12 protein-coding genes and 1 pseudogene are annotated in these 26,226 nt (G+C 55.9%); 7 read left to right on the top strand and 6 right to left on the bottom strand.

From position 1 onward, the window contains the following. Positions 1–90: 90 nt before the first annotated feature. On the top strand, positions 91–1,119 hold the full coding sequence (locus tag B9Z42_RS09005) for a tripartite tricarboxylate transporter substrate binding protein (protein ID WP_100133021.1): 1,029 nt from the start codon (positions 91–93) through the stop codon (positions 1,117–1,119). Positions 1,120–1,146: 27 nt separating this feature from the next. On the opposite strand, the gene B9Z42_RS09000 is transcribed toward B9Z42_RS09005, so the two are convergent. Further along, entirely contained in the window at positions 1,147–2,811 is a 1,665-nt protein-coding gene (locus B9Z42_RS09000) for a thiamine pyrophosphate-dependent enzyme (RefSeq protein ID WP_100133020.1), read from the bottom strand. 494 nt (positions 2,812–3,305) lie between these two features. On the opposite strand from B9Z42_RS09000, the pseudogene B9Z42_RS08995 reads away from it, so the two are divergent. Together B9Z42_RS08995 and B9Z42_RS08990 are read left to right on the top strand one after the other, a co-directional pair. Then, positions 3,306–3,533 (top strand): annotated as a pseudogene (locus B9Z42_RS08995) (transcriptional regulator); the annotation flags it as partial. Positions 3,534–3,567: 34 nt separating this feature from the next. Beyond that, the gene (locus tag B9Z42_RS08990) at positions 3,568–4,881 is read left to right on the top strand and encodes a HipA domain-containing protein (protein WP_100133018.1); all 1,314 of its coding nucleotides are present in this window, start codon (positions 3,568–3,570) and stop codon (positions 4,879–4,881) included. A gap of 31 nt (positions 4,882–4,912) precedes the next feature. Here B9Z42_RS08990 and B9Z42_RS08985 read toward each other — a convergent pair whose 3' ends face one another. Together B9Z42_RS08985 and B9Z42_RS08980 are read right to left on the bottom strand one after the other, a co-directional pair. Next, on the bottom strand, positions 4,913–5,761 hold the full coding sequence (locus tag B9Z42_RS08985) for an alpha/beta fold hydrolase (RefSeq protein ID WP_100133017.1): 849 nt from the start codon (positions 5,759–5,761) through the stop codon (positions 4,913–4,915). 6 nt (positions 5,762–5,767) lie between these two features. Continuing rightward, on the bottom strand, positions 5,768–6,721 hold the full coding sequence (locus B9Z42_RS08980) for a tripartite tricarboxylate transporter substrate binding protein (protein ID WP_100133016.1): 954 nt from the start codon (positions 6,719–6,721) through the stop codon (positions 5,768–5,770). Between the two features lie 197 nt (positions 6,722–6,918). Here B9Z42_RS08980 and B9Z42_RS08975 point away from each other — a divergent pair, with 197 nt between their 5' ends. Then, positions 6,919–7,434, top strand: a complete 516-nt coding sequence (locus B9Z42_RS08975; RefSeq protein ID WP_158235933.1) for a DUF2244 domain-containing protein — start codon at positions 6,919–6,921, stop codon at positions 7,432–7,434. 22 nt (positions 7,435–7,456) lie between these two features. On the opposite strand, the gene B9Z42_RS08970 is transcribed toward B9Z42_RS08975, so the two are convergent. From B9Z42_RS08970 to B9Z42_RS08960, 3 genes are all read right to left on the bottom strand, one after another. Then, positions 7,457–7,963, bottom strand: a complete 507-nt coding sequence (locus tag B9Z42_RS08970; protein ID WP_158235932.1) for a hypothetical protein — start codon at positions 7,961–7,963, stop codon at positions 7,457–7,459. 77 nt (positions 7,964–8,040) lie between these two features. After that, the gene (locus B9Z42_RS08965; protein ID WP_199172010.1) at positions 8,041–8,733 is read right to left on the bottom strand and encodes a response regulator transcription factor; all 693 of its coding nucleotides are present in this window, start codon (positions 8,731–8,733) and stop codon (positions 8,041–8,043) included. After that, positions 8,730–10,610, bottom strand: a complete 1,881-nt coding sequence (locus B9Z42_RS08960; protein ID WP_100133012.1) for a 7TM-DISM domain-containing protein — start codon at positions 10,608–10,610, stop codon at positions 8,730–8,732. Before B9Z42_RS08960 ends, B9Z42_RS08965 begins: the two co-directional genes overlap by 4 nt. Before the next feature lie 168 nt (positions 10,611–10,778). Between B9Z42_RS08960 and B9Z42_RS08955 the strand changes: the two genes are divergently transcribed. Genes B9Z42_RS08955 through B9Z42_RS08945 form a run of 3 tightly spaced genes read left to right on the top strand, consistent with a single transcriptional unit; the run spans position 10,779 to position 26,209 of the window. Continuing rightward, positions 10,779–11,075 carry a helix-turn-helix domain-containing protein gene (locus B9Z42_RS08955; protein ID WP_100133011.1) on the top strand — a complete coding sequence of 99 codons (297 nt, stop codon included), beginning with the start codon at positions 10,779–10,781 and terminating at the stop codon, positions 11,073–11,075. 8 nt (positions 11,076–11,083) lie between these two features. Next, the gene (locus B9Z42_RS08950; protein WP_100133010.1) at positions 11,084–12,820 is read left to right on the top strand and encodes a ShlB/FhaC/HecB family hemolysin secretion/activation protein; all 1,737 of its coding nucleotides are present in this window, start codon (positions 11,084–11,086) and stop codon (positions 12,818–12,820) included. A gap of 15 nt (positions 12,821–12,835) precedes the next feature. Then, positions 12,836–26,209: a YDG domain-containing protein gene (locus B9Z42_RS08945; protein ID WP_100133009.1), complete on the top strand. Its 13,374-nt coding sequence runs from the start codon at positions 12,836–12,838 to the stop codon at positions 26,207–26,209. Positions 26,210–26,226: the final 17 nt, after the last annotated feature.

Below are 26,226 nucleotides of genomic sequence, written 5' to 3'. Positions count from 1 at the left end.
TGGTCATAGTCACACTTGGTCAGTCGGTGAGATCGACCGATTGATTGCAATGGCAGCCGGTGTGATGATGAAAAAACTGCTTGACTTTGAATGGGGCTGCGTGTGACGATTGTTCCGAACTTTTCAAAACACCCTTTGAGATTAGGAACGTCTATGAAAAAATGGGTTCTTCATTCCTTGTTCATGGCTTGTTTGACGTTGATGGCGTCCAGCAGCATGGCGCAGTCTTGGCCCAGCAAACCGATTCGAATCGTTTTGCAATTCCCTCCGGGTGGGGCCACCGATGCGGTTGCCCGAATTTTGGCCCAATCCTTGACTGCCTCCTTGGGGCAAATGGTTTTAATTGAAAACCGACCTGGGGCAGATGGCGCCATAGCGGGTGATTTCGTAGCTAGGGCTGAACCCGATGGCTATACGTTTTTCCTGGCCTCCAACACGCCCATGATGCAAGTGCCACTGCTTAAAAAGAATCCACCCTACGATCCAGTCAAAAGTTTCACTCCCGTTTCCTTGGTCGGCAGGTACATCTATGTGTTGGTAACAAACCCCAGCGTGCCAGCACAGAATGTCAACGAGTTGCTGAGCTATGCACGTGAGCAACCTGGCAAACTCAATTACGGTAGCTACAGCGGCGTCACACAACTTATGCACACCCGGATCAATCAGGGAGCCAAAGCTGATTTGAATTTGATCAATTACAAAGGTGAAGCGCCTGCCATATCTGACCTCTTAGGGGGGCACGTTCAACTCACCTTTGCAACGCCTATTTCGTCGATGCAACATATTAAGGATGGAAAGCTCAAGGCCTTGGCGATGCTTTTGCCTACACGGTACAGCCAAATGCCCAACGTACCGACAGCGCAGGAAGCAGGACTACCTTCATTGCCTGCGGGGACCTGGGCGGCACTCTTTGGTCCTGCCAAGTTGCCCAGGGACATTACGGTGCGCATGAACAAAGAAATCAATCTGGTTATGGCCAAGCCTGAAATTCGAGATCGTATCGATAAATTGGGCTTTGATTTGGCTGGATCTTCGCCTGCTGAGTTGGGCTTGTTTGTTCAAGAACAATTGGGCGCTTGGGGAAAGGCCTTTGCGGAGGCCGGCTTGCAAGCCGAATAAGGGACAGGGGTATATCGGCTCAGGGCGTCAGGCACCAAAGCCGTTTGACACTATCACCTCAATCAGTTGGGGTCTTCCACTTCTAATGCTGTCTTTCAAAATCGTACCCAAGTCTGCGGGGTCTTCCACCCGAATGGCTCGCACTCCCATGGACTGGGCCAATTGGCAATAGTCAATGGCTGGATCATTCATGTCCATGCCGACGAATTGGTCTGAGCCTTGCATCGATAAGAGTCGTTCTTTGATGATGCGGTAGCCCTTGTTGTTGGCGATCACATAGGTGATGGGCAGCTTGAAATGGGCAGCCGTCCAAAGGCCTTGAATGCCATACATGGCGCTGCCATCACCCACGATGGCGACGACCGGACGACCCGGCTTGGCCATGCTGATACCCACGGCGCCAGGGATTGCAAATCCAAGCCCACCACTGGCCAGACCGAAAAAGCCATCGTGATTGTGCTGATGCAAAAATTGCGGTAAGCGATGTGTAGAAGTTAAAGCCTCCTCCACTACGATCACCTCTGGCGACAGTTGAGAGGTTACTTGCATGACAAATGTGGAGGCCGTCATTGGACGCACCGAATTCTCAGTGAGCACCTGCGTGATCGAATTGCGGTTATGGACGGACCAGTTTCGCAGCGTCAGTGCGTTGCTTCGGGACTGCGCTTGCGCGCTGTATCCCGAGTCGATGCGTGAGAGAAGCAAAGGCAGCAAGGCTTGCAAGGTTTCACTGACGTTGGCTTGCACGGCCAATTCTGTTCTGTAATTTTTCCCCAACTCCCAACTGCGTTCGCTCAGATGGATAACGCGCGAGTGTGTGGGTAAAGGTTCGATTGGGCTATATACCGACATGCGAAGTAAATCAGCCCCCAAACATAAAACCAAATCAAAAGGGTCCAGCGTTTGGCGCACGTTGTCTTGGTTACGCGTGAGCATGCCCATATAGTTCGGGTGAGCTGTCGGGAAAGTGGCACTGTAGGGAATAGATTCTTGAAACACAGCGGCGCCGAGTACGCTTGCCAACTCGCTGGCTTGCGCAAAGGCTTGCGCTGAACACAGCTCCTGTCCAGAAATAATGACCGGATTAGCGGCTGAAAGTAGGGCGTTGGCCAATTCGTTCAAGGCGGCGTCGGAAGGCCTCACTCGATGATCAATGCGAACAGGCTGTCCCAAGTCTATTTCTGCTAGATCATTGAGGATGTCACCGGGTAGGCTAATGAAGACAGGCCCAGTGGGTGGGGTCAAGGCAACCTTGGCGGCCCGTCGCATGATGCGCGGTAAATCTTGCAACCTGGTGACTTCTATCGACCATTTGACCAAGGGAGCTGCCATGGCCGTCAAATCGTCGTAGAGCATAGGCTCTAGCAAACCATGGCCTTGCTCTTGCTGACCCGCCGTGAGAATCACTGGCGCGCCAGAGAATTTGGCGTTGTACAAAGCACCCATGGCGTTGCCAAGTCCCGGCGCCACATGTACATTGGCTGCAGTCAGTTGACGAGAAGCTCTGGCGTAGCCATCCGCCATTCCCATCACCACCGATTCCTGTAGACCCAGAACAAACTTCAAACCCGGGTAATCTGGTAGGGCTTGCATGATGGGAAGCTCTGTCGTTCCTGGATTGCCAAAAAGGTGGGTTACACCTTCGCTGATCAAGAGCTCGACAAAAGCTTGGCGACCGAACAATTGGGCCATGGTGGTGTTCTCCTATTTCGAAGGCCAGCGTTTCATGAAAACCTAACCCTTTCCATTGTGAGCTATTTATCGTCCGCTTAAAACAGGGCATTGGCTCCTCTGCGCCAAAGTGCGGCCTGATTCAAGGCATGTGCCGTGCAGGCCGCGTCCCTGGTACGCGTGAGCTGGTCCTGCACAAGAACTACATCGCCATCTACCGTGTGCGTGGTGATGATGCTGAAATTTTGAGATTGCATCATTCGGCACGAAATTTTTAAAATAGTGAATCAAATTCCGTCCATTTTTGGGTCGGGCATCTTTTAAATGGGTGTTAATGGGTGTGTTGTTGGTTTCATGTTGCGCTCAGATTCCCTTCAGATCACACCAAAAATTCTTAAGATCACACGGATTATTTGTTTTTTAAGCATTGCTCCCTACGAATCCTTTCAAACGCAGGGATTTATTGACAAATACAAGTCTTGGTGTTAAAATCCTTTCAATCGTAAGGATTTTTTATGCAGATCACCTTAAAGAACGCGCCTGAGATTGGGCAAATTATTCGCACTGTGCGTAAGGCGCATCACATCCGCCAAGATGACGCTGCGGGCAGCGTTGGCGTGAGTGAGAGTTTTCTTGGCAAGGTTGAAAAAGGCGGAGAGACTGTTCAATGGGGAAAGCTCTTTGAAGTCCTAGATGGTTTGGGAATTCGAGTTGTGTTGGATATACCTGACGCTGCGGCTGATAAGGTCGCAAAACTCACTTTTTCAGGAGTAAGGGATGCCTAACCGCAAGCTCATCGCTTACATCAACGACGACCCAATTGGTGAGCTCTCAGAAGAAAGCGGACTTTGGTCCTTTCGTTACACAAGCGCTTGGTTGTCCAATCCACATCGCTATGCGCTGAGTCCATATTTACTGCTAGAGCAGGGCGGTATCTTGGACGGCGGAACAAACCGACCAGTCCAGTGGTACTTCGACAACTTACTACCCGAAGAGGGGCAGAGAGTTCTATTGGCTAGCCAAGCGCGTACAGACATGGCAGACGCCTTTGCACTGCTGGCTTTTTATGGTGCTGAGTCTGCTGGTTCGGTTACTTTGTTGGATGAAGCACAAACACCTTCGAAGAAGCGTTCATTGGCAGCGCTAACGGATGAAGCGCTATCAATGCGGATTCACCGAATGCCTAAGGTCCCTTTGACGCAAGGGGCCGTGAAGCGTATGTCTTTGGCAGGGGCTCAGCATAAATTAGCCGTTGTTTATCAAGACGGCGCATTGTTTGAGCCAGACGGCGCAACACCTTCGACGCACATATTGAAGCCTAATCATCCAAGCGATGACTATCCGCACTCTGTCATCAACGAATGGTTTGTCATGCGGCTAGCGAAAAGGGTAGGCCTCGTTGTTCCCGAAGTACACAGGAAATATGTACCAGAGCCCGTTTACATCATTGACAGATTTGATCGCCATCAGGAGATAGACCAATGGCAGCGTTTGCATGTGATTGACGCCTGTCAGTTGCTTGGCTTAGATAAAAGCTTCAAGTACAGCCAGGGTGATATGAGCACATTGAGTAAGGTCGCAAACAGCTGCCGATCAACAGCAATTGCAAGAACCCGTTTGTTTAGTTGGTTGGTGTTCAACGTGCTCGTTGGAAACAGTGACGCTCATTTGAAGAATTTAAGTTTTTTGGTGTCGAGCCAAGGCGTTGAACTGGCCCCTCATTACGACATGCTATCGATTGGTTGTTATGACTCGATCGCGTTTGATCAAAACGTTTGGCCCCATCAAACCTCGCTGGCTTGGCCTATTGAAGGCGTGAGCAAGTTTGCACAGATAACAAGACAAACATTAATCGATGCAGCATCGGTGCTCAAAATCTCAAAGTCGACTGCTCAAAGACTTTTGGATCAGATCTGCTCTCGCATCGTTGCGCAAACGGATGCTTTGTACGCAGAGGTTGCGGCAGAGAATCAAGCCATCCTAAAGACACGATCCGAACTGGCTGCAACTTTTGCGGGGGAGCTTCGATGCTTGAGGGCCATTAACCACAACGTCATACGCGAAATGGTCAAGGCGCTCGCATCTGATTGACCATCCCTCTGCAACAGAGAGCGTGTCCCGTTCACTGACTGCTGTTCAAGACCTTGTTCATAAAGTCAGTCAACACCATTGCCAAGGTGTCTTCGTGTGGTTCCCAATCCGAGAACGGGAGCAGAGCAACGTCTTGATCTTCAATGGGCAGTTGGTACAAAACGCTATTCGGTATCAAGGCAACCGCAGCAATGCCATTTGCAGAGGCGTGCGTTTTATCGTTCCCGGGTATCACGATGGTGGGCACTTGGATGGCGCGCAACACATCGTCTTCGATTCCTAGTACAGGCTTGCGTGGGCCCTTCAAGAAGATGGACAGCCAGTGCTCCATGACGCGTATGTATTCCTGAGGATCCATCGCCATAAGTCTTGGCAGGTTTGAAAGGTTGGCTTGTATCCGCTCCTGGTATTGCTCGGTGTCACAGACCGCTTTCATGCCACCTTGTTGCGCAGCACGGATGAATTGGCCGTAATACATTTCCGGCAACCGACCCGCAGCAAAATCACCGCCAGTCACACGCATCAGCAGCAGACCTTTGACTTTTTGTGGGTGTCGTTGGTTGTAAAGCATAGTCAGCCGTGCACCCGATGACGTGCCCCCAATGAAGGCGGCGGATGCGCCAAGTTTGTCTAGCAACACGTCCAAGTCATCGGCCCAAATTTCCTCTTCGCCATCGCGCCCTGCAATGATCACATCCGAACCGCCCGTGTTGCGGCGGTCATGCAGCAGGACTTGAAAGCCCTTGGCGGCAATTTTTTCTGCAAATGGAATGAATTCATTGAAGCCGCGACGCCCGCCAGTAATGAGTGCAAGCCAAGGCCCGGTCTCGCCAAAAACACGGTAGTGAATGTTGGCTTCGCGAATTTTGATAACAGGCATCGTGAATTACTCCGCTTTGATATTCAGTTGCTTGATCAGTTTTGCTTTTTCATCAAAGTCAGCGCGTAAACGCTTGTCAAAATCTCGCCGACCAAGGAAAGACACGCGCTGATTCAAACGCAAAGCTGATGCACGAAAGGCTTCTGAAGAGGTCACTTCGGCACAGGTTTTTTCCAAACTGGCCAACACCGATTCAGGCGTGCCGCGTGGTGCAAACATGCCGTTCAAACCTGGAACACCTGTGGCGTGACCGAGCTCAGCCATGGTCGGTACGTCGGGGTAGGCAAAATGACGCTGATCTGCAAAAACTGCCAATGGGCGAACACCTTTACCCGCCATGCCAGAAATGGATGCCGCTGAGAAAGTGATTTCGTTGCTGATCAATTGGGGCAAGATCTGTGGTTCGCCTCTGAAGGGCACATGGACGGCATCTAGCCCTGCCGTGGCTAGCCAAGCCGATGCGGACAGGTGGGGGACCGACCCAACACCCGTTGTTCCCCAACTGAATTTACCGGGTTGTGCCTTGGCCGCTGCAGCCAACTCTTGGTATGTTTTGTAAGGTGATGCATTGCCAACAAACAAAGCCATCACGTTTTCAAAGCTTTGGCAAACAGGGACAAAAGCGTCATAGGTGTAAGTGACGCTCTTGATGATGTGAGGTGCAATCGTTAACGGCGTATTGGGTGAAATCGCCACCGTGTAACCGTCGGGCCTGGCCGCAGCCAAAGCCGTGAAACCAATCGTGGCTGCTGCCCCTTCGCGGTTCACGATGGCAAAGGGTTGGCCAGAAATTTTTGAAAACTCAGAGGCCAATGCGCGTGCCATCAGATCAACGCCATGCCCTGCCTGAAATGGGACAATGACGGTGACTGGGCGTGCCGGATACACCTCCTGCGACCCCGCTGGGAAAATAGACAAGCCAATGCAAGCCGTCAAAAACGTGGTCACCAGATTCCTCATCACTGTCTCCTTGTTTTGAAATTAAGCTGTCAAATTTGATAGCCATTATTTTTCCAAGCAAGTCTAACGCTGCAAAATCAAACAGGTCATCCGTATATTCCATGTCATGGATAAGTGTGTAGAAACACGGTTTTTCGAGAGTCGTTAGCATCGACCATGCAACATCAGGCACTTTGTTTGACGACAGGATGCCCTGCTTGGGTACTGTCAAATCAAAAAATAATTTTATGAGCCATCTCCCTACCTCTGAAAGTATTCTCGGCCGGCATGATGGCGGTTGCTGGGTTTGGCACCTGAAGCGTAATATTTCAATTGCTCCATCGCACTTGGCATTTGTTTTTATGGCGCTGGGTATTATTTCTTTATTGATTGGCTTAGGGTTTTATTGGGTCGGTGCATCATTTGTCCTTCCCTTTTCTTTTGTAGAAATTGCAGTATTGGTGATTGCCTATTTTTACAACGCCATTCATGCCAATGATTATGAAAAATTAATAGTCGATGGAAATAGTATAAAAATTGAAAGCAAAATTGGATTCAAAATAACCCAGACCCAGCTGGTGCGTTCGCTGACTCGGGTCGACACCTTGCGCCACATGAATGAAATCATTCATTTGCGACAAGGCGTTAAATACAGTTATTTCGGCAAGTTTGTGCATGCCAATCTGAGGCCCTTATTGGCCAAAAAAATCTCAGAAAGGTTGCATCTTCGCTAAGCGTTGTTGGTGGTGTATTTCTTCACGACCACAGGGACCTCGGCATGTCCGGCGCCTCGCGTGCGCGTAGTGCATTCATGACCAAGCAGTAAATCGCCAAGAATCGCACCGCAATCAACGCTGCTGTCGTTGGCGCAGGCTGATCACTGAGATAAATGTAGGCATTGAAGTAATCCATCACCAAAGCTGTGATGGCAATGCCCACATACAGAATCGACACTTTTTCGAAATACCAATCTTTCAAATAGCTGAACAGGTAAATCGCACTGATCGCCATTACAAAAAACGCTCTGATTGTCATGTAGTGGTGCAGCGACGCTTCATCCATTACGCCGGCTTGAAACTGGGTGACAGCCGCATGTGGGTAAAACAGCAACCTCAAGGTTTGCACGACCACCACGGTCAACAAAAAAAGCAAGCGGTATTTAAAGCCTTGATCGCCACATGGCACCGCGTTGCCGTCCGTGCCGTTCAGGGCAGCCAGCTCCTCATGGGTGACCAAGATATGGTCTGTGCGTGATTTGTACATGGTGTTCACCAGTTTGGTGTCACTCACAGGGGTTGTCTGTGCCTTTGGACACAGACGAGCAATTTTAAAAACTAAGCTTAATAAACCGCAACGGGGGTGCAGAGCTGGTACCCCACGTTGCGCACATTGCTGATACAGCCTTTTTCTGCGCCCACTTGCACCATCTTTTTGCGCAGCCGCACGATGCGCACCTCTAGGCTTGACTTGCTGGCGTCGTCCATGCTTTGCCCCAAGGTTTGAAGAAGCTGCCAAGCTTCGAGGCGCTGCCCCGGTGCTCGCGCCAGTGCCGAGACGATGACCACTTCGTTGTCATTGAGTTTTTCAACCCCCAGCGGCCCTTCCAACTTCATGCCCAGTGCATGCAGCGTGAGCGAAGTCTGTGCCTCATCGACGGTCTGGCCTTGTTGAGACGGCAGTTTGCGCGCCACGGCGTTGACGGCGGCCAGCAGTTCTTCGGGGTCCACCGGTTTGGGCAAATAAATATCTGCGCCGCTCTCGTACCCCTGCACCTTGTCGGCCAGTTTGTGGCGAGCCGTCACCATGATGATGCCGGCCTTGGGCTGTGCCGCTCTGAACCGTCGTGTCAAGCTGTAGCCGTCTTCGCCGGGTAAATTCAAGTCGACGATCAGCAGATCAATCGACACTTTACCGACTTTGTCATCCATGTCTTCGGCGCAACTCAGGCCGATGGTGTGATGGCCTTTGTCTTGCAGCAACTCCACCAGCGAGTCGCGCAAATCGTCGTGGTCTTCGACGACGATGATGTTCAAACGGGCAGACAAAATTCAAACCTCACGAGTTGTGTGTCGGGTGTATAGCGCAAGCGACCACCTAAATAAACCGCCACATGTTTGGACAAATGCAAGCCCAAGCCTGAACCTGTCGTGCGGTGCGCACCAGCACTTCGGTAGTACTTGCTGAACAGCTTCTCGGTGTCGGGCCAGCCTGAATCGCCGGGCGTGTTGGCAATCGAAAAACGTGCCATCGCTGTGCCTTGCTCCAAGCGCAGGGTGTCAACTTGCATCTGCACCGTGCTGTTTGGCGCTGCATACTTCAACGCGTTTTCCATCAAGTTTTTCAGCACCACATGCACCAATTGCCGGTCTGCAAAAACCACAATAGGGCCATCACATGCTGCCAACAAAAGGGCATCCGATTCGAGGCCGTGCATCACCTGCGCTACCTCTGCATAAAAATCGAAGCGCTCTTGGTCTTGGCTCAAACTGCCTTCTTCCAGTTTGTCTACCAAGGCACAACGTTCCACCACCCCGTTCATGTCCGTGATCGCGCGCTTGGCCCGTGCCCGCATGGCCTGCGAGGGCGCCGTGGCGTTGATCGCCATCAGCAGCACACCCAGCGGAGTTTTGAGTTCATGGGTCAACATGCCCATGAAACGGCTTTGCTCTTCGCGCTGGCGTTTTTCGTGGGACGCATTTTGTTCGGCCAATTGCCATTTCATTTGCAGGTCGGCACTGACCTTTTGTAGGCGTCGCGAGCGCAGTTGAAGCGTGGTAATCAGCACCAAACCGCTGAACAAGCCAAAAAGAGGGCCCGTTGCAATGGCGCTGCTGTTCTCGGTCACGCCCAGAGCTTGCAGCGTCAGTGCCAAAGCCATGACGTTCATCACGCCATAAAAGCCCACCAACATGAGTTTGGAAAAAACAGGCCTTTGTTCGCCTTGCTGCTGCGGATGCCAAGCGCGGCACATCAAGGCTGTGATCACCATCGACGGTGGTGCCAAAAGCCCCATGATCATGTTGAGTTGCAGCGCGTGCCTGACCTCACCCAAAGCAAACAACACCAACTCAACGGGCAGAAGCGCCAACAACACCTTCAACACCCGCACCATGCTGCGCGGTGGCGAGAACTCCAAAATAAACCGCAAGTGAAACCATAAAAAGGAACTTCCGCTCAGCAGCACCAGCAAACTGGTGGCCGTGTCTAAAGCCGCAGGTGAGGCCTGGTCTGCGAACCACAACCGCGCATAGCCCCACAGCGTCAACGCATGCACCAACGTGATGCCTTGGCTGATGATCAGCACCTTGGCCAGCGGGTCTTGCACGCTGAAGCCATACACCAGCGCCCACACCAAAAAGATAAACAAAGCAGACACAAAGAAGCCAATTACCGTGTCTTGCTGCCGATCGCGGTTCATGGCCTCGTCCAGCGGCAGCACTTCCACCGCCAAATTGCTGGTGCTGTTTGTTTTCAGCCTGATCCAAATCGTGCGCGCTTGGGGTGTCAGCGTGATCAAAAAGTTGTGGTTCAGGGATTGATAGCCACCTGCCTCAACCGGGTGCAAGTCGCCCGCCCATTGCGGCACAGTGCCACGAACATTCGGGTCATACAGCGCTATTTCGTCTAAAAAACTGGGTTGTACCCGCACCACATAACGTGTTGGGTCAGAGGCGTGTCCCGCATCGTCGTGCCCTTGAACTACCAATTTCACCCAAAACGCGGAAGCTTTGTAGCCTTTGCTCAAAGCCCCTGTGAATGGCGTCAGCGGCTGGCTTTGCACATCCTCTAGGCGCATTTGGGCGGACACATCTTCGAAGTAAGCCTTGGCCAAAACTGCATCGCCAGCGCAGGCGAGGGTGGACGCCAAGACGGCACAAACCAGCAAGCAACAGGCAAAAAGTGAACGCATGGAAGAAATGTAGACGAGCGGCCTAGCGCCCTAAAGCTAGAAACACATCAATTCGCTGATTTGACGATTTTGATAATTTGAAGGAATTTGTAGGTTTCCTGACATTTTGTTTTATTTAATTCAAGCTAAGCAGAACTCTCAACGCCACTTTCAGCGTCATCTTTCCCCGTGTTCACCCTCCACAAACTAGAACTTGCCGGACCGTCCAGCACCGTGCGCCTGACCCTGTCAGAAGCCATGCTCATGCGCGCCTTTGCGGAGGCACCCGAAGGTCGATTGGCGGCAGACCGCTTGGCGAACATCTTTGGCCTTGAACTCAACACAGTGACCAAGTCCAGTCTGCAGGTACGCATCGTTCGCTTGCGCAAAAAAATCTACACCACAGGGGCACACGGTGCCGTCATCGAAGCCATTCGCAACGTGGGTTATCAGTTTTTTGAACCCATCGAAATCGTCAAGTCTTGAGGCTGCGCATGTCAAACCGTTTACTTCAACCTTGTCTTTTTACGCCCTTATCGCTCTTACCACCCGTGTTGCGTTGGCTCAGTGCCGCAGCGTTGGTTTGCGCTGCGGGGGTTTCTACGGCGCAGGCACAAACCCCACCCAACGCCGGTTCTATCTTGCGGCAAACCGAGCAAGAGCTGCAGCGCCAGACGCCGCCCGCCATGCGCCAGCGCCGCGAAGCGCCCCCCGCACCCATGCTCAAGTTGGGCGAGGCCATCGTCACGGTCAATTCATTTCAGTTTGATGGCAACACTTTGCTCAGTGCTGCGCAGCTGAGCGAAGCGGTCGCGCCTTATTTGGCTCGCCCTTTGGGCTTTGCCCAATTGCAGCAAGCGGCTGACGCCGTGGCCAACACCTACCGCGAAGCGGGCTGGATCGTGCGTGCCTTTTTGCCTAAGCAAGACATCAGCAACGGCGTGGTCACCGTGCACATCATCGAAGCGGTGTTTGGCCAAGCCAGCGTCATCGGTGCCGAGCCGCCTCGTGTGGATGCGTCGCGTTTGATCGGCCTCATCAACACCCAACAAGCCAAAGGCCAGCCCCTCAGCGCTGTCAACCTTGACCGTGCCTTGCTGCTGCTCGACGACTTGCCCGGCGTGAGTGTGGCGGGCAATTTGGTGCAAGGCCAAGAGCACGGCGAAACCGACGTGGGCCTCACCGTCACCAACGAGCCTTGGCTCACCGGCAGCGCGGCGAGCGACAACAGCGGTTCGCTCTCCACAGGCCAAGAGCGCTTAAGTGCCAACTTCGCCCTCAACAGCCCTCTGGGCTTGGGCGACTTGTTCACCCTCAACCTGCTCAAAACCCAAGGCAGCGACTACCAGCGCTTGGCCTACAGCCTGCCTGTGGGCTACGACGGGGCGCGTGCAGGCGTTCATGCCTCGCATCTGAACTACAACGTGGTGGGCACCAACGCCTACATGGGTCTTCAAGGTCAAGCCGATAACGCCGGTCTCGACGCCAGCTTTCCCGTGGTGCGCAGCCAAGTGCAAAACCTCAGCCTCACGGGCAGCGCTGACGTTAAGCGCTTCAGCAACACTGCACTGGCCGCGCCCACCTCGCGCTACCGCATTCACGTGGTCAACCTGGGCCTCAGCGGCACCCAGTTTGATACGTGGGGCGGCGGCGGCGCCAACGCGGCCAGCGTCAACGTGTTGCAAGGCAGCTTGCACCCCGACAACGCCGAGCCCGTGCCCAGCCAAAACAATGCGCTTTTGACAGGCCGCTACAGCAAGCTCAACCTCAACCTCAGTCGCCAACAAGCCATCAACACCGACCTGAGTGTGTTCATGGCCGCCAGTTGGCAAGCCGCCAGCAAAAACCTAGACCCCTCTGAAAAGCTCTACCTCGGTGGCGCAGGTGGCGTGCGTGCCTACCCCTCAAACGAAGCAGGTGGCAGTGAAGGGCGCACCCTCACCACCGAGCTGCGCCAGCGCTTAGGCGACCGTTTGACGCTCACCGGCTTTCATGACTACGGCTGGGTCAAGCTCAACCGCAACCCCGTCAGCGCGGCACCCGCCGTGGGCAACTACAACCTGCAAGGTTATGGCTTGTCGCTGGCATGGCAAGGCCCCAGCGGCATCGACCTCAAAGGCACCGTCGCCAAGCGCATGGGCACCAACCCAGCGGCCAATGCGGCAGGCCTGGACAGCGACGGCACCCTCAAAACCCACCGCGTTTGGCTCAACGCCTTGGTTTCGTTTTAAAAGTTTTACGCACGTATGAATTGCATCTTCCGCACCCTTTGGTCTGCCGCCACCCAGTCGTGGCAAGCCGTACCTGAAACCGCCAAGTCGGCAGGCAAGGGCGGGGGCTCAACCCAAAAAAGTGCGAGCAAATCATCCGCCAGCGGCATGGTGTCGGGCGTTGCCTTGGGTTTGATGGTCAGCGGTGGCGTGAGTGCGCAAGCGCCCCCGCTGCCCGCGCCTGCCCCCACCCAGTTGCCCACGGGCGGCAAAGTGGCCCAAGGCGTGGCCACCCTCAGCCAAACCGCCACCGCCCAAGCGGCCGCGCTCACCGTCACTCAAAGCAGCCAACGCGCCGTGGTGAACTGGGACACCTTCAACCTCGGCAGCGCCGCCCGCGTTAACTTCGCGCAGCCCAACGCCCAAGCCGTCACGTTGAACCGCGTGAACGATGCCAACCCCAGCCAAATCTTTGGCCGCATCACCGCCCCAGGCCAAGTGGTGCTGACCAACGCACAAGGCATTTACTTTTCGCCCACCTCGCAAGTGGATGTGGGCGGGCTGGTCGCCACCACCCACAGCATCAGCGACGACAACTTCATGGCGGGCAACTACCGCTTTGAGCGCAACGGCTCAGTCGGCAAAGTGGTCAACGACGGCCAGCTCAACGCCGCCTTGGCCGGCTACATTGCGCTGCTGGCACCCGAGGTGCAAAACGCTGGCGTGGTCGTGGCCCAAGCCGGCACCGTGGCCATGGCCACCGGCGACGCCATCACCCTCAACTTTGCGGGCAACCACACCCTCGCCAGCATCACCACCACGCTCAGCACCCTCGCCACGCTGGTGAACAACCAACACGCCGTGATGGCCACCGATGGGCAAATCATTTTGTCGGCCGTGGCCTTGAACAAACTGCAAGCCGGTGTGGTTAAAAACAGCGGCACCTTAGAAGCCAACAGCTTGGTCAGCAAAGGCGGCAAGATTGTTTTAGAAGGTGACGACATCACCCTCACCCGCACCAGCAAGATCGAAGCCAAAGGCGCCACTGGCGGCGGCACCGTTCTGGTGGGTGGTGACTGGCAAGGCAGCGGCAACATGCGCCAAGCCACCAAGGTGACCATGGAGTCTGGGGCCAGCATTGATGCCAGTGCCACCGACAAGGGCGATGGTGGCAAGGTGGTGTTGTGGAGTGATGTACACCAAGCTGGCGGTCTGACCCAAGTCGAGGGGCACATCAGCGCCCGTGCCGCTGGCGACGGCGCGGGTGGTCGGATTGAAACCTCAGGCCACGACTTGCAGGTGGGCGATCTGCAGGTGGACAGCCAGTCGGCCGGCGGTGGTGCCAACGGGCAGTGGCTGCTGGACCCTTACAACATCACCATCGGCACCACCAATACCAACACCTCCGGCTCCGCTGGCACCTACACCGCTTCGCCCTCGGCCGGCACGGTGAGCTACACCACCCTTCAAACTGCGCTGGCGACTAGCGACGTCACCGTGTCCACCACTGGCGCCGGTACTGACGCTGGCAACATGACCCTAAGCTGGACCGCAACTCCGTTCAGCTGGAACTCGGGCAGGAAGCTCACGCTATCCGCAGACGGCGCCATCAGTTGCGTGATCAACTGCAACTTCAACATCGGCAGCGGCGGCACTCTGAATATGTCGCCTGGCTCCGGCACCTCCATCTACACTGGGACAATCTCCGGCGCGGGTAACTTCATCAAGAGTGGGGCGGGGCTGCTTCAATTTGGCGGCACCATGAACCAGCAATACACGGGGTCGACCCAAGTATCTGCCGGCACGCTCGAACTCAACAGTGGGCGTTCCTTGACCAACTCGGCAGTGACGGTGGATGCCGGCGCCATCCTTAAGTACGCCTCTGACTACTCTGAGCTTGGCAGCCTGGCCGGTGCCGGCACGGTGACGACCAGTTCACTCACCGTTTCCGGCACCAACCTGATTCTCGGTGGCAACAACACGAGCACTACCTTCAGCGGTACCTTCGCGGGCAACGGCACAGGTGGGGTCCTTGTCAACAAATACGGCAGCGGCACCTTCACCTACACCGGCGGCACCTCTGGCAATTTTTTTGGCTTCACGCTGCTGTCATCGGCCGGCACGGTGCAGATCGGCAACGGCGGGTCTGGAGAGGGAGCTTTGAGCAATATCGCCAACGGCATCGCGTCCACGATAGGCAGCGGCAGCAACCTGGTCATCAATCGCAGCGACACGTTCAGCCTGACCAATTTATCGGGCCCCGGGACGGTCAAGTTCATGGGGGGTGGCACCACCATCTTCACCTCCGATACTTTGGGCGGTGCCACCTACTCCAGCCAGGTCGTGTCTGGCTCTACGCTGCAGTTGGGCAATGGCGTCAACGCCGGCGCTCTGGGCTCGGGGGCGCTGGCGAATGCCGGCACCCTCGCCATCAACCGCACGGGCTCGATGACCCTGGCCGGCAACATCAGCGGTGCAGGCAACCTCAGCATGACGGGCGGTGGCACGGTCATCCTCACCGGCACCAATACCTACACCGGCACCACCACCATCAGCGCTGGCACTTTGCAGGTGGGCAACAACACCACCACAGGCACGCTGGGCACAGGCGCGGTCTCTAACAGCGGCAGCCTGAAATTCTTGCGAAGCGATGCACTAACCGCCAGTGCCGACATCAGCGGCACCGGCACGATCTACAGCCAGGGCGCTGGAGCCCTAACGCTCTCGGGCATCCTCAGCGGCTCGGGCAAGTTCTACCAAAGCTCAGCCGGCTCTGTCAGTTTGTCCGGCGACAACAGCAGCTTCACCGGCGGCGTCAACATAGGGTTCTTTGGCACCGTCATCTTGGACCATGCCAATGCAGTGGGCAGCACCGGCGCCCTGACGTTTCAGAACGGTACGCTCAAATACTCGGCCAACAACATTACCGATTACACCGCCCGCTTTGGCATAGCCAGCTCGGGCATATACAAGGTGGACACTGGCGGCCAAGCCGTCACCTGGGCCGGCGCGCTGAACGCCTCCAACCTCTCCAACGTCACCCTAGTCAAAAGTGGCACTGGCTCCCTCACATTGAACGGCACCAACAATTTGACCGGTGTCACGATCAACGCCGGCACCCTGCAGGTGGGTAACGGCGGAACGACGGGCGATTTGGGCGGCACGGGTAACGTGACCAACAACGGAACGCTCGTCTTCAATCGCAGCGACGACATCGCCATCAGCAACAACATCACTGGAACCGGGCAACTGACCTTGGTGGGTACCGGGGCGGTCACCCTGAGCGGCAACAACACCTACAGCGGCGGAACTTCCTTGCAAGCTGGCACCGTGATTGCCTCGTCCAGCAGCCAAAACGGTCACAAGTCCTTGGGCGCCAGCGGCACCATCGACTTTGCCGGTGGCACCTTGAAGTTCCTCAACGGCAACGACTACATAGTCGACTATTCGTCGCGCTTCAGCACGGCTGCGGGTCAGGCCTACAAGTTAGACATCGCCGCAGGCGTGACCAAAAGCTTTGGCGGAGCTCTCACCAGCGACGGCGGCACGCTCACCAAAACCGGCGCGGGCACCATGACGCTGTCCGGTAACAACACTTACAGCGGCACGACCACGATCAGCGGAGGTTTGCTAAACGTCGGGTCTGGAACTTCTGGCAGTCTGGGCAGCGGGGACGTCGTGAACAACGCCCAGCTGCAGTACCGGCGTAGCGGTATCTACACCGTGGCCAACAACTTCAGTGGCAGCGGCAGTTTCCAGTTTTCCGGAAGCGCGCAGACGGACGTTCTGACCCTAACCGGGAACAATAGCTTCGGCGGCGGCATCAAGCTGTCGACTGGCCGACTTTCCTTGGGCTCGGCCAATGCCATCGGAAATAGTGGCCTTATCTCTTTCCCCAGCGGCATCCTGCAGTGGACGGGTAGCAACACCACAGACTACTCGGCCCGTTTCAACATGTCGAGCGCAAGCAGCCCCTTCATAGGACTGGATACCAACGGCCAGACAGTGACTTTGGCCACCGGTCTTACACACGGTACGGGCGCTTTGAGCAAGTACGGCAGTGGCACGCTGATCCTTGCAGCTGATTCCACCTTCACCGGACAGACCACGGTCGAGGCCGGCACCCTTCAGGTCGGCATGGGCGGCACCTCTGGGGCTTGGACTAGCGGCGTCGTCAACCTAGCCGGTAACCTTGTTTACAACCGAAGCGGCTCGTACACCGTCACGACCGGTGCGCGCGCCACGTCCGGTCCCAGCGGCACAGTCACCTTCATGCAGGGCGCCAGTACCGATATCGTCACTTTTTCTGGCAGCGTGACCAACGCAGTGTCCCTGGTCCAAGCGGGTCCAGGCACCCTCGTGCTGACTGCTAACAATAACTCCCCCAGCAGCGGCAGCACCACCATCAGTGCTGGCACGCTGAAAGTCGGCGACGGGGGTGGCATGGGGCCGCTGAACACTGGCGCCATCACCAACGACGGTAAGCTGATCATCAACCGCAACGATGCAGTCACGATCAACACTGCGATCACCGGTACGGGCAGCCTCGAAAAGACCTCTATCGGAACCCTGACCCTAGGTGGCGCCAACACCTACAGCGGCGGCACCACGCTCACCAACGGAACTTTGGCCCTGAATTCCGCCGGTGCGCTAGGCAGCATTGGCACGATCAGCTTTGGCGGCGGAACGCTGCAGTTCTCGGCCAACAACACAACAGACTATTCGCCACGTCTGAGCAACGCAGCCAACCAGGCTTACAAATTTGACACAAACGGTCTGACGGTGTCATTGGCTTCAGAGTTGACTAGCGTAGGCGGCAGTTTGAACAAGGTTGGTTTGGGCACCTTGGTCCTGACGGGCAATAACACCTACACGGGTAACACCACCATCACCGCAGGCACTTTAAAAGCAGGCAGCACCACAGCTTTTGGCACTGGGGCCATCAGTCAGACCGCCGGTGCCGCTTTGGATCTCAATGGCCAGAGCATGGCTAACACCACAGGTAACTTGACCTTGAGTGGCAATGGCATCAGCAATGCTGGCGCTTTGATCAACAGCAGTACCACGGGCGCTACCTATGCTGGATTGGTGACTTTGGGCTCGTCCACCACCATCACAGGCGGGATTGGCTCAATTGCGTTGAGTAATACAGGCACGATCACGGGTTCGACTTTTGGCCTGACCTTAGATGGCGCAGCGGGTGGCTCTATCGCCAGCATCATTGGGACAGGCACAGGCGTCCTGATCAAAGCAGGTGCAGGCACATGGACTTTGGGAGGCGCCAACACTTACAGCGGCACTACCAGCATCAACGCTGGTACCCTGCAAGTCGGCACCTTAAGCAATGCAACAGCAAAGCTAGGAACTGGTGCAATCACGGACAACGGAAATTTAATTTTCTATCGCTCAGGTGCTTTTGTATTAAGCGCAATGGCACCCAGTGGAGGCGCGATCACCGGCACGGGCAACGTCACCTTGCAATCCACAGATGCCGTCACTGTTGACCGAGCCATCACGCTCACTGGTGCGAACAGTGCCATCTATGTTGAGGCAAGCGCTAACGCTGCTGCAAACACATCTCTAGTCAGTGATGTCACGCTCTCTAGCACCATCACGACCAGTGCCACAGGCACCATTGCTATCTTTGAAGGATCGCCCACTGCAACCGTGGCCAACGGATCTACGACGAACCTGAGTAGCAAGATGGTGGGTGCGACAGGCAGCATCAAATACAAAACCTACAACGCCAACCTCGCCTCCCTCAGCACAGTGGTTGCAGGCACGCGCAATTTTTATTACCGCTTACAGCCTTCACTCACCATCACGGGCGCCACCGTTAGCGCCAGCAAAACCTACGACGGCACAACCACAGCTACCAATGCCGTGGTCGCGGGTGGCACGGCTTCGAGCGCTACAGATGGCGACACCATAGGCTTCAGCACCACGGGTGCCACTTACGACACCCCCACTGCAGGCACTGGCAAAACAATGACTGTGGCTGTTGCCACGACCTCTACCAACGCAGGTTGGGTGGTCAATGGTTATAGCAGCACCATGTCTGCAGCCACCTATGCGGGCACCATTCTCCAAGCACCCTTGACGGTCACGGCCAAAAACGACGCACGTTTCGTGACGCAAACCGACAATCCCAGCTACGCCGGGGTAACTTATTCGGGTTTCGTGCATGGCGAAACTTCGTCCGACCTAGGCGGTGCGTTGTCTTATTTGCGCAGCTCACCCAGTGCCAATGCAGCGGGTAGCTACACACTTACCCCCGGCGGGTTGACATCCATCAACTACGACATCCGTTTCTCATCTGGCAGTTACACCATCGTGCCCGCCAATCAACTGCTGGTGCGCGTAGCCGATGGCACCAGCGTGTACGGCGCCGCGCCCAGCTACAACATCACGAGTGCGCAGTATGTGATGCCTGACAACAGCCTGATCGACCTGACCAGTCAACTTTCTCTCGCAGGCGGTTTGTACACCTTGAATGATGGTGCCAGTGGTACGGCGCGGTTTACGTTGGGCTTGAACAGCCCAAGCTTGAGCACCTCGGGTGCGGCCAATGTGGGCACGTGGAATGTGGGTTACAGCGGTGCAACCACCACCAGCCCCAACTTCAGCAACACACTCACGATGGTGGGAACGCAAACCATCACCCCGCGCAACTTGAATGTCACGGCCGCAGCCGCTAACAAAGCTTATGACGGCTCCAACACGGCAACTGTGACCTTGGCCGACAACCGCGTGAGCGGCGATGCTGTGTCAGTTGCTCAAACCAGCGCCACGTTCGCCAGCAAGAACGCCATCGCGGGGCAGACGGTCACCGTCAATGGCATTACCGCAACAGGGGCTAACATTGCCAACTACAGTTTGCAAAACACCAGCACAACGACAACTGCAGACATCACGCCAAAGGCTTTGAGCCTCTCGGGTTTGACGGCTGCCAACAAAGTCTATGACGGCAATCTCACGGCCACCGTCAGCAGTTTCGGCGCACTGACGGGTGTCGTGGGCAGTGAGGATGTGCAAATCGACAGCACCAACGCATCGGCCGCCTTTGCCACAAAAACAGTCGGTATTGGCAAACCTGTGACTGTTTCAGGCACCGTCTTGGGCGGCGCAGACATTGCCAATTACAGCTTACCCAGCACCTTGACCACCACAGCCGACATCACCGCCAAAGCGCTGACCGTGACTGGCACCACGGTGGCCAATAAGGTCTATGACGCGACCGCCACCGCAACTTTGACGAATGGTGCATTGCAGGGCGTCGTTTTGGGCGATGTTGTCACCCTCACGCAAGCCGGAAACTTCGCCGACAAAAATTATTCCGCAACACCAAAAACCGTCACTGCCAACGACAGTTTGTTGGGCGCGGACAAGGACAACTACACCCTCACGCAACCCACAGGGCTGACCGCCAGCATCAGCAAAGCAGATTTGTCCATCTCGGGCGTGAGCGCGGTCGACCGAACCTACAACGCCACGAATGTGGCCTCGCTGACAGGCACGCCAAGCATCGTGCCGTTGCTGACCGATGTCGTAACGGTGAGCGGCACCCCGACCGCGACCTTCAACAACAAAAACTTTGGTACCAACAAGCCCGTCACTGTAATTGGCTACACCTTGAGTGGCACCGACAGCGGCAACTACAACCCCGTTCAACCCAATGGATTGACAGCCAGCATCAGCAAAGCACCCTTGAGCGTGACTGGTGTCACGGCGGTTGACAAGGTTTACGACGCCACCCCCGTTGCCACATTGACTGGCACGGCCACAGCCGTGGCATTGCTGACCGACAACGTGACGGTCACGGGCACGCCCGTGGCCACATTTGCAGACAAAAACGCTTCCGCCTCGGCCATCGCTGTGGGCGTGACGGGCTACACCCTGGGTGGCACTGACGGTGCCAACTACAGCGTGGTGCAGCCCACAGGTTTGAGTGCGTTGATCAGCAAAAAGCCTTTGGTTATGACGGGTTTGAGCGCTGCTGCCAGCAAAACCTACGACGGCAACACCAGCGCCACGGTGTTGGGCAATGCCAGCTTGCAAACAGCGCTGGCGCCTGGCGCGGGCACGGCGGTGGACGGTTTGCCCTACACAGGTGATGTACTCACCGTGACGGGCTCGCCCACTGGCACCTACAACAGCAAAGATGTGGCAGCAGCCAACGCCATCAACGTGGCAGGCTTGAGTTTGACGGGCGCTAGCGATGGCAACTACACCTTGTCAACATACCCTGCCATTGCCGCCACCATCACGCCAAAAGACCTGATCGTCAAAGCCAACGACGATGCCAATTTCTTTGCCGTGGCAGACAACCCTGCTTTTAATGGCGTGAGCTACGTGGGTTTTATTCAAAATGAAAGTGCTGCAAATTTAAGCTTCACGTCGGGCTCGGCGCCTGTCATCACCAGTAGTTTGACCACCGGCGTGGGCGGGCAGCGCTCCACGCCCGGCACCTATGCGGGAGCGCTCACGCCCTCTGGCGTGACCGCAGGTAACTACAACCCCATCTACCAAACGGGCGACTTTACGGTGGTGCCCGCCGACCAATTGATGGTGCGTGTGAACAACCTGTCGGTGGCCTATGGCACATCGTCTCCTTATGGCACGCCGACGGCCAGTTACTACAGCACCTTTTACGGGTCTGTCATCGGAGGCTTGACAGTCACGCCAACGGGCGGCGCCTATGCCGTGGCCGATGTTGCCAATGGAGTCGCCGCAACGGTGACCTTGGCGCCTGTGGCAACGGCTGGGCAACTCAGCCGTTCAGGCAATGCTGTGGTGGGCACCTACAACATTGGTGCGTCCAGCGTGACCAATGTGCAGGGTGGCGCGAGCTTCAACACGGTGGCGGTCACGGGCACACAAACCGTTACCCCACAAGCCTTAACCATCAACGCCACGGCCGCCAACAAGGCTTATGACGGCAACAACTCAGCCAGCGTGACGTTGGCTTCTGGCAATGCACTGATAGGTGATTGGCTCAGTTACGACAAAACAGCGGCGACGTTTTCAGACAAAAACGTCGATTTCGGCAAAACAGTCACCGTTCGCGGGTTGAGCTTTAGCGGCATCGATGCGGGCAACTACATCTTGCAAAACAACAGCACCACGGCACTGGCAACCATCACGCCCAAGCAGGTGCAACTCAGCGCAAGCAAAACGTACGATGGCAGCACGTCACTGAGCGGTAACCAGTTGATCATCACGACAGGCGTTGGCTCGGAGACTTTGGGCTATTCAGCGGCGACGATCAATAGCAAGAACGTGGCTGATAACGCTACCAATGTAGTGAGCAGCGTTACCTTGACCGATGGCACCAACGGTGGCTTGGCCTCGAACTACAGCTACACGACAGCGCGTGGCGCAGACAACAGCGTGAGCTTGAGCCAAGCCAGCTTGACGTTGACGCCAGTCACTGACACCAAGGTGTACAACGGCAACAAAACATCTTCACAAGTAGTAGTGGTGACCAACACCAGTGGCAGCACAGATGTGGTGGTTGCGCAGCAAGAGTTCGCAAGCAAGAACGCCTTGGGTGCAGGTGGCAGCACCTTGCAAGTGAAGTCGGGCTACTCCGTGGTCGATAGCTTGAATGCCGACGTGAGTAGTAACTACGTGATCTCCGCCAGCGGCACGGTGGCGGGCACGATCACGCCCAAGCAAGTGCAACTCAGCGCAAGCAAGACCTACGACGGCAGCACGGCGCTGAGTGGTAACCAGTTGACCATCAACACAGGCGTTGGTTCAGAGACTTTGGGTTACTCAGCGGCGGCGATTGCTAGCAAGAACGTGTCGGCCAACGCCAGCAATAGGGTGAGCAGCGTCACGTTGACCGATGGCACCAACGGTGGCTTGGCCTCGAACTACAGCTACACGACAGCGCGCGGCGCAGACAACAGCGTGAGCTTGAGTCAAGCCAATCTGAGTTTGGCGCCCGTCACGGACACCAAGGTGTATGACGGCACACAAACCTCGTCGCAAGCGGTGGTAGTGACCAACACCAGTGGCAGCACAGATGTGGTGGCGGTGCAGCAAGAGTTCGCAAGCAAGAATGCTTTGGGCTCAGGAGCCAGTCCCTTGCAAGTGAAGTCGGGCTACACCGTGGTCGATAGCTTGAATGCCGACATGAGCAGCAACTACGTGATCACCGCCAGCGGCACGGCAGCAGGCACCATCACGCCAAAAGCCTTAACGGTATCTGGCACTTTGGTTGCTAACAAGGTCTACGACGGAACAACTACTGCCACTTTGAGCAACGGCGCGCTAGTTGGCGTGATCAGCACAGACGCAGCCAACGTCACGTTGTCGCAAGCAGGCACATTCGCAGACAAGAACGTCGGCATTGCGAAAGTGGTGAACGCATCCAACTCAATTGCAGGTACTGAATCAGGCAACTACAGCTTGACTCAACCTGCATCGTTGAGCGCTGACATCACCGCCAAAGCCTTGACGGTTGCGAACACAACTGTCGCCAACAAGGTCTATGACGGCACGACTGTCGCTACCTTGAGCAACGGCTCACTGGTCGGCGTAGTTACTGCAGACGCAGCCAACATCACATTGACGCAAGCGGGCACATTCGCAGATAAGAACGTGGGCACCGCGAAAGCGGTGACAGCGGCCAACTCGATTGCAGGCACCGAAGCTGGCAACTACAGCTTGACCCAACCTGCACCGTTGAGTGCCGACATCACAGCCAAAGCCTTGACGGTTGCGAACACAACAGTGGCCAATAAGGTCTACGACGGCACAACTGTGGCCACGTTGAGTGGTGGCAGCTTGGTCGGCGTAATCAGCGCAGACGCAGCCAACGTCACGTTGACTCAAGCTGGCACATTCGCCGACAAAAACGTCGGCACCGCGAAAGCGGTAACCGCAGCCAACACGATTGCGGGCACTGAAGCAGGTAACTACAACCTGACCCAACCTACATCGTTGAGCGCTGACATTTCAGCTAAAGCCTTGACGGTTGCGAACACAACAGTGGCGAATAAGGTGTACGACGGCTCAACTATCGCCACGTTGAGTGGTGGCAGCTTGGTCGGCGTGATCAGCGCAGACACAAACAACGTCACGTTGACACAAGCGGGCACATTCGCAGACAAAAACGTGGGCACCGCAAAAGCTGTGACCGCAGCCAACTCGATTGCAGGCACTGAAGCAGGTAACTACAGCCTTACGCAACCAAGCGCGTTGAGCGCTGACATTACAGCCAAGGCTTTGACAGTCGCGAACACCACAGTGGCGAACAAGGTTTACGACGGCACAACTTTGGCCACATTGAGTGGTGGCAGCTTGGTCGGCGTGATCAGCGCTGACGCAGCTAACGTCACGTTGACACAAGGTGGCACATTCGCCGACAAAAACGTCGGCACCGCGAAAGCGGTAACCGCAGCCAATACGATTGCGGGCACTGAAGCAGGTAACTACAGCCTGACGCAGCCAACTGTGTTGAGTGCAGACATCACCGCCAAGGCTTTGACAGTTGCAAACACATCCGTCGCCAACAAGGTCTATGACGGCACGACTGTCGCTACCTTGAGTAACGGCTCACTGGTCGGCGTGATCAGCTCTGACGCATCCAACGTCACGTTGACACTAGCGGGCACGTTTGCAGACAAAAACGTTGGCACCGCAAAAGTGGTGACAGCGACCAACTCGATTGCTGGCACTGAATCTGGTAACTACAGCCTGTCGCAACCAAGCGCGTTGAGCGCTGACATTACAGCCAAGGCTTTGACAGTCGCGAACACAACAGTCGCTAACAAGGTTTACGACGGCTCAACTGTCGCCACGTTGAGTGGTGGCAGCTTGGTCGGCGTGATCAGCTCTGACGCAGCCAACGTCACATTGACACAAGCGGGCACGTTTGCAGACAAAAACGTGGGCACCGCAAAAGTGGTGACCGCAGCTAACTCGATAGCAGGCACTGAAGTTAGCAACTACAGCCTGACCCAGACGACTGTTTTAAGTGCTGACATCACCCGTTTGGCATCGGTCACTTGGGTGGGTGGTGCCAGCGGAAATTGGATGGATTCTGCCAACTGGGCAGGTGGTGCTGTGCCTGATCTGTCCAACGTGTCGAATGTGGTGATTCCCGCCAACACACAGGTTGTGTTTGACACGACGGTTGCTGGCAATGCGCAAGTGGGCGCTGTTCGTGTGGACAGTGTGTCTGGCGGTACAACGGCTAATGTCACACCTGGCAGCTTGACTGTTGCTGGCGGATCTCTGACCGTCGGTTCGGGTGGGTTGACCGTGGCAACGTTGAATCAGACAGGTGGCAGCATTCTTGCGGAGACTCTCACTGTCACCCAAACCTTGAACCAAAGCCCTAATACGAGTTTGACGGTTTCAGGGACGACCACCATCAACCAAACCCCCGCTCAAATTGCAGCGATGACCAGCGCGAATGTGGCAGCTTTGCCTCCGTCGCAGTTGGCGGCTTTTACAGCGACCCAACTGACGGCCATTCCTGTGTCGTTGATGGCCAGTTTGAGCGCTCAGCAGCTGGGCAGTTTGTCGCCCACGCAATTGGGTAGCTTCACCAACAGCCAGTTGTCTGGCATGACCTTGTCACAAGTGGCGTCGTTGTCGGGCAGCCAATTGAGTGGCTTCACACCTGAGCAATTGGCTTTGCTGTTAAAAAATGATGTGACCCCTGTCGCGCCGCCTGTGGTGTTGCCACCCGCTGTGCCAACGCCGACGCCCGTCGTGCCACCTGTGACGACGCCGACATTCACAGCACCGCCAGCGACCGCTGGCTTGACTTTGAATCCAAGTCCCGCGCCTTTGATTGCGCCAACGCCAACAACCATTCCAGCACCTGCACCTGCACCTGCACCTGCACCTGCACCTGCACCTGCACCTGCATCGGTCCCTGAGGCTGCAGTTTCACCTCTTCCCACAGCCATCGCAGCCACACCGTCGCCATCTGTGACGTCGGTGAGCAGCAGTGTTCAAGCGGCGGCTGTGGTGGCAGCCGCTGCCGCTACCAGCACGGGTGGCGACAAAGGTGGCAGTTCAGGTGGTGGCGAGAATGTGGGCACGATCACCTCCACCAGCGGTGTGGTGGTCAACACCATTCGCGTTGCCAACCGCCAAACGACGGGTGTGGTGGCTGTGTTGGTGCCCAAGGGCAGCTCAAGCAGCGGCACAGGCATGATGATTTCGTTGCCGGAAGAGGCCACCACCTTGTCAACCGCAACGCAAGAAACGGTCAAGGTTTCTTTGGCCAATGGTGCAAACCTGCCGTCGTGGATCAAATATTTGCCTGAGCAAAAAGGCTTGGTCTTGGGCGCTGTGCCTGAAGGCGGTTTGCCCGTTCAGGTGATGTTGATGGTGGGCAACCAGCGCACGATTGTGCAAATTTCAGAGTCACAAATTGCCAAGTGACCCGCGCAAACATGCGG

Source organism: Limnohabitans sp. B9-3 (assembly GCF_002778325.1).
Classification (GTDB): Bacteria; Pseudomonadota; Gammaproteobacteria; order Burkholderiales; family Burkholderiaceae_C; genus Limnohabitans; species Limnohabitans kasalickyi.
Note: the sequence above shows the minus strand (reverse complement) of the source record. Positions and strands in the feature narration are given on the sequence as shown.

Excerpts from the sequence above, each read along its gene's own strand:
- B9Z42_RS08980 (WP_100133016.1), bottom strand. The coding sequence starts at position 6,721 with ATGAGGAATCTGGTGACCACGTTTTTGACGGCTTGCATTGGCTTGTCT.
- B9Z42_RS08970 (WP_158235932.1), bottom strand. The coding sequence starts at position 7,963 with ATGTACAAATCACGCACAGACCATATCTTGGTCACCCATGAGGAGCTG.
- B9Z42_RS09005 (WP_100133021.1), top strand. The coding sequence starts at position 91 with ATGGGGCTGCGTGTGACGATTGTTCCGAACTTTTCAAAACACCCTTTG.
- B9Z42_RS08960 (WP_100133012.1), bottom strand. The coding sequence starts at position 10,610 with ATGCGTTCACTTTTTGCCTGTTGCTTGCTGGTTTGTGCCGTCTTGGCG.
- B9Z42_RS08985 (WP_100133017.1), bottom strand. The coding sequence starts at position 5,761 with ATGCCTGTTATCAAAATTCGCGAAGCCAACATTCACTACCGTGTTTTT.
- B9Z42_RS08990 (WP_100133018.1), top strand. The coding sequence starts at position 3,568 with ATGCCTAACCGCAAGCTCATCGCTTACATCAACGACGACCCAATTGGT.
- B9Z42_RS08950 (WP_100133010.1), top strand. The coding sequence starts at position 11,084 with ATGTCAAACCGTTTACTTCAACCTTGTCTTTTTACGCCCTTATCGCTC.
- B9Z42_RS08945 (WP_100133009.1), top strand. The coding sequence starts at position 12,836 with ATGAATTGCATCTTCCGCACCCTTTGGTCTGCCGCCACCCAGTCGTGG.
- B9Z42_RS09000 (WP_100133020.1), bottom strand. The coding sequence starts at position 2,811 with ATGGCCCAATTGTTCGGTCGCCAAGCTTTTGTCGAGCTCTTGATCAGC.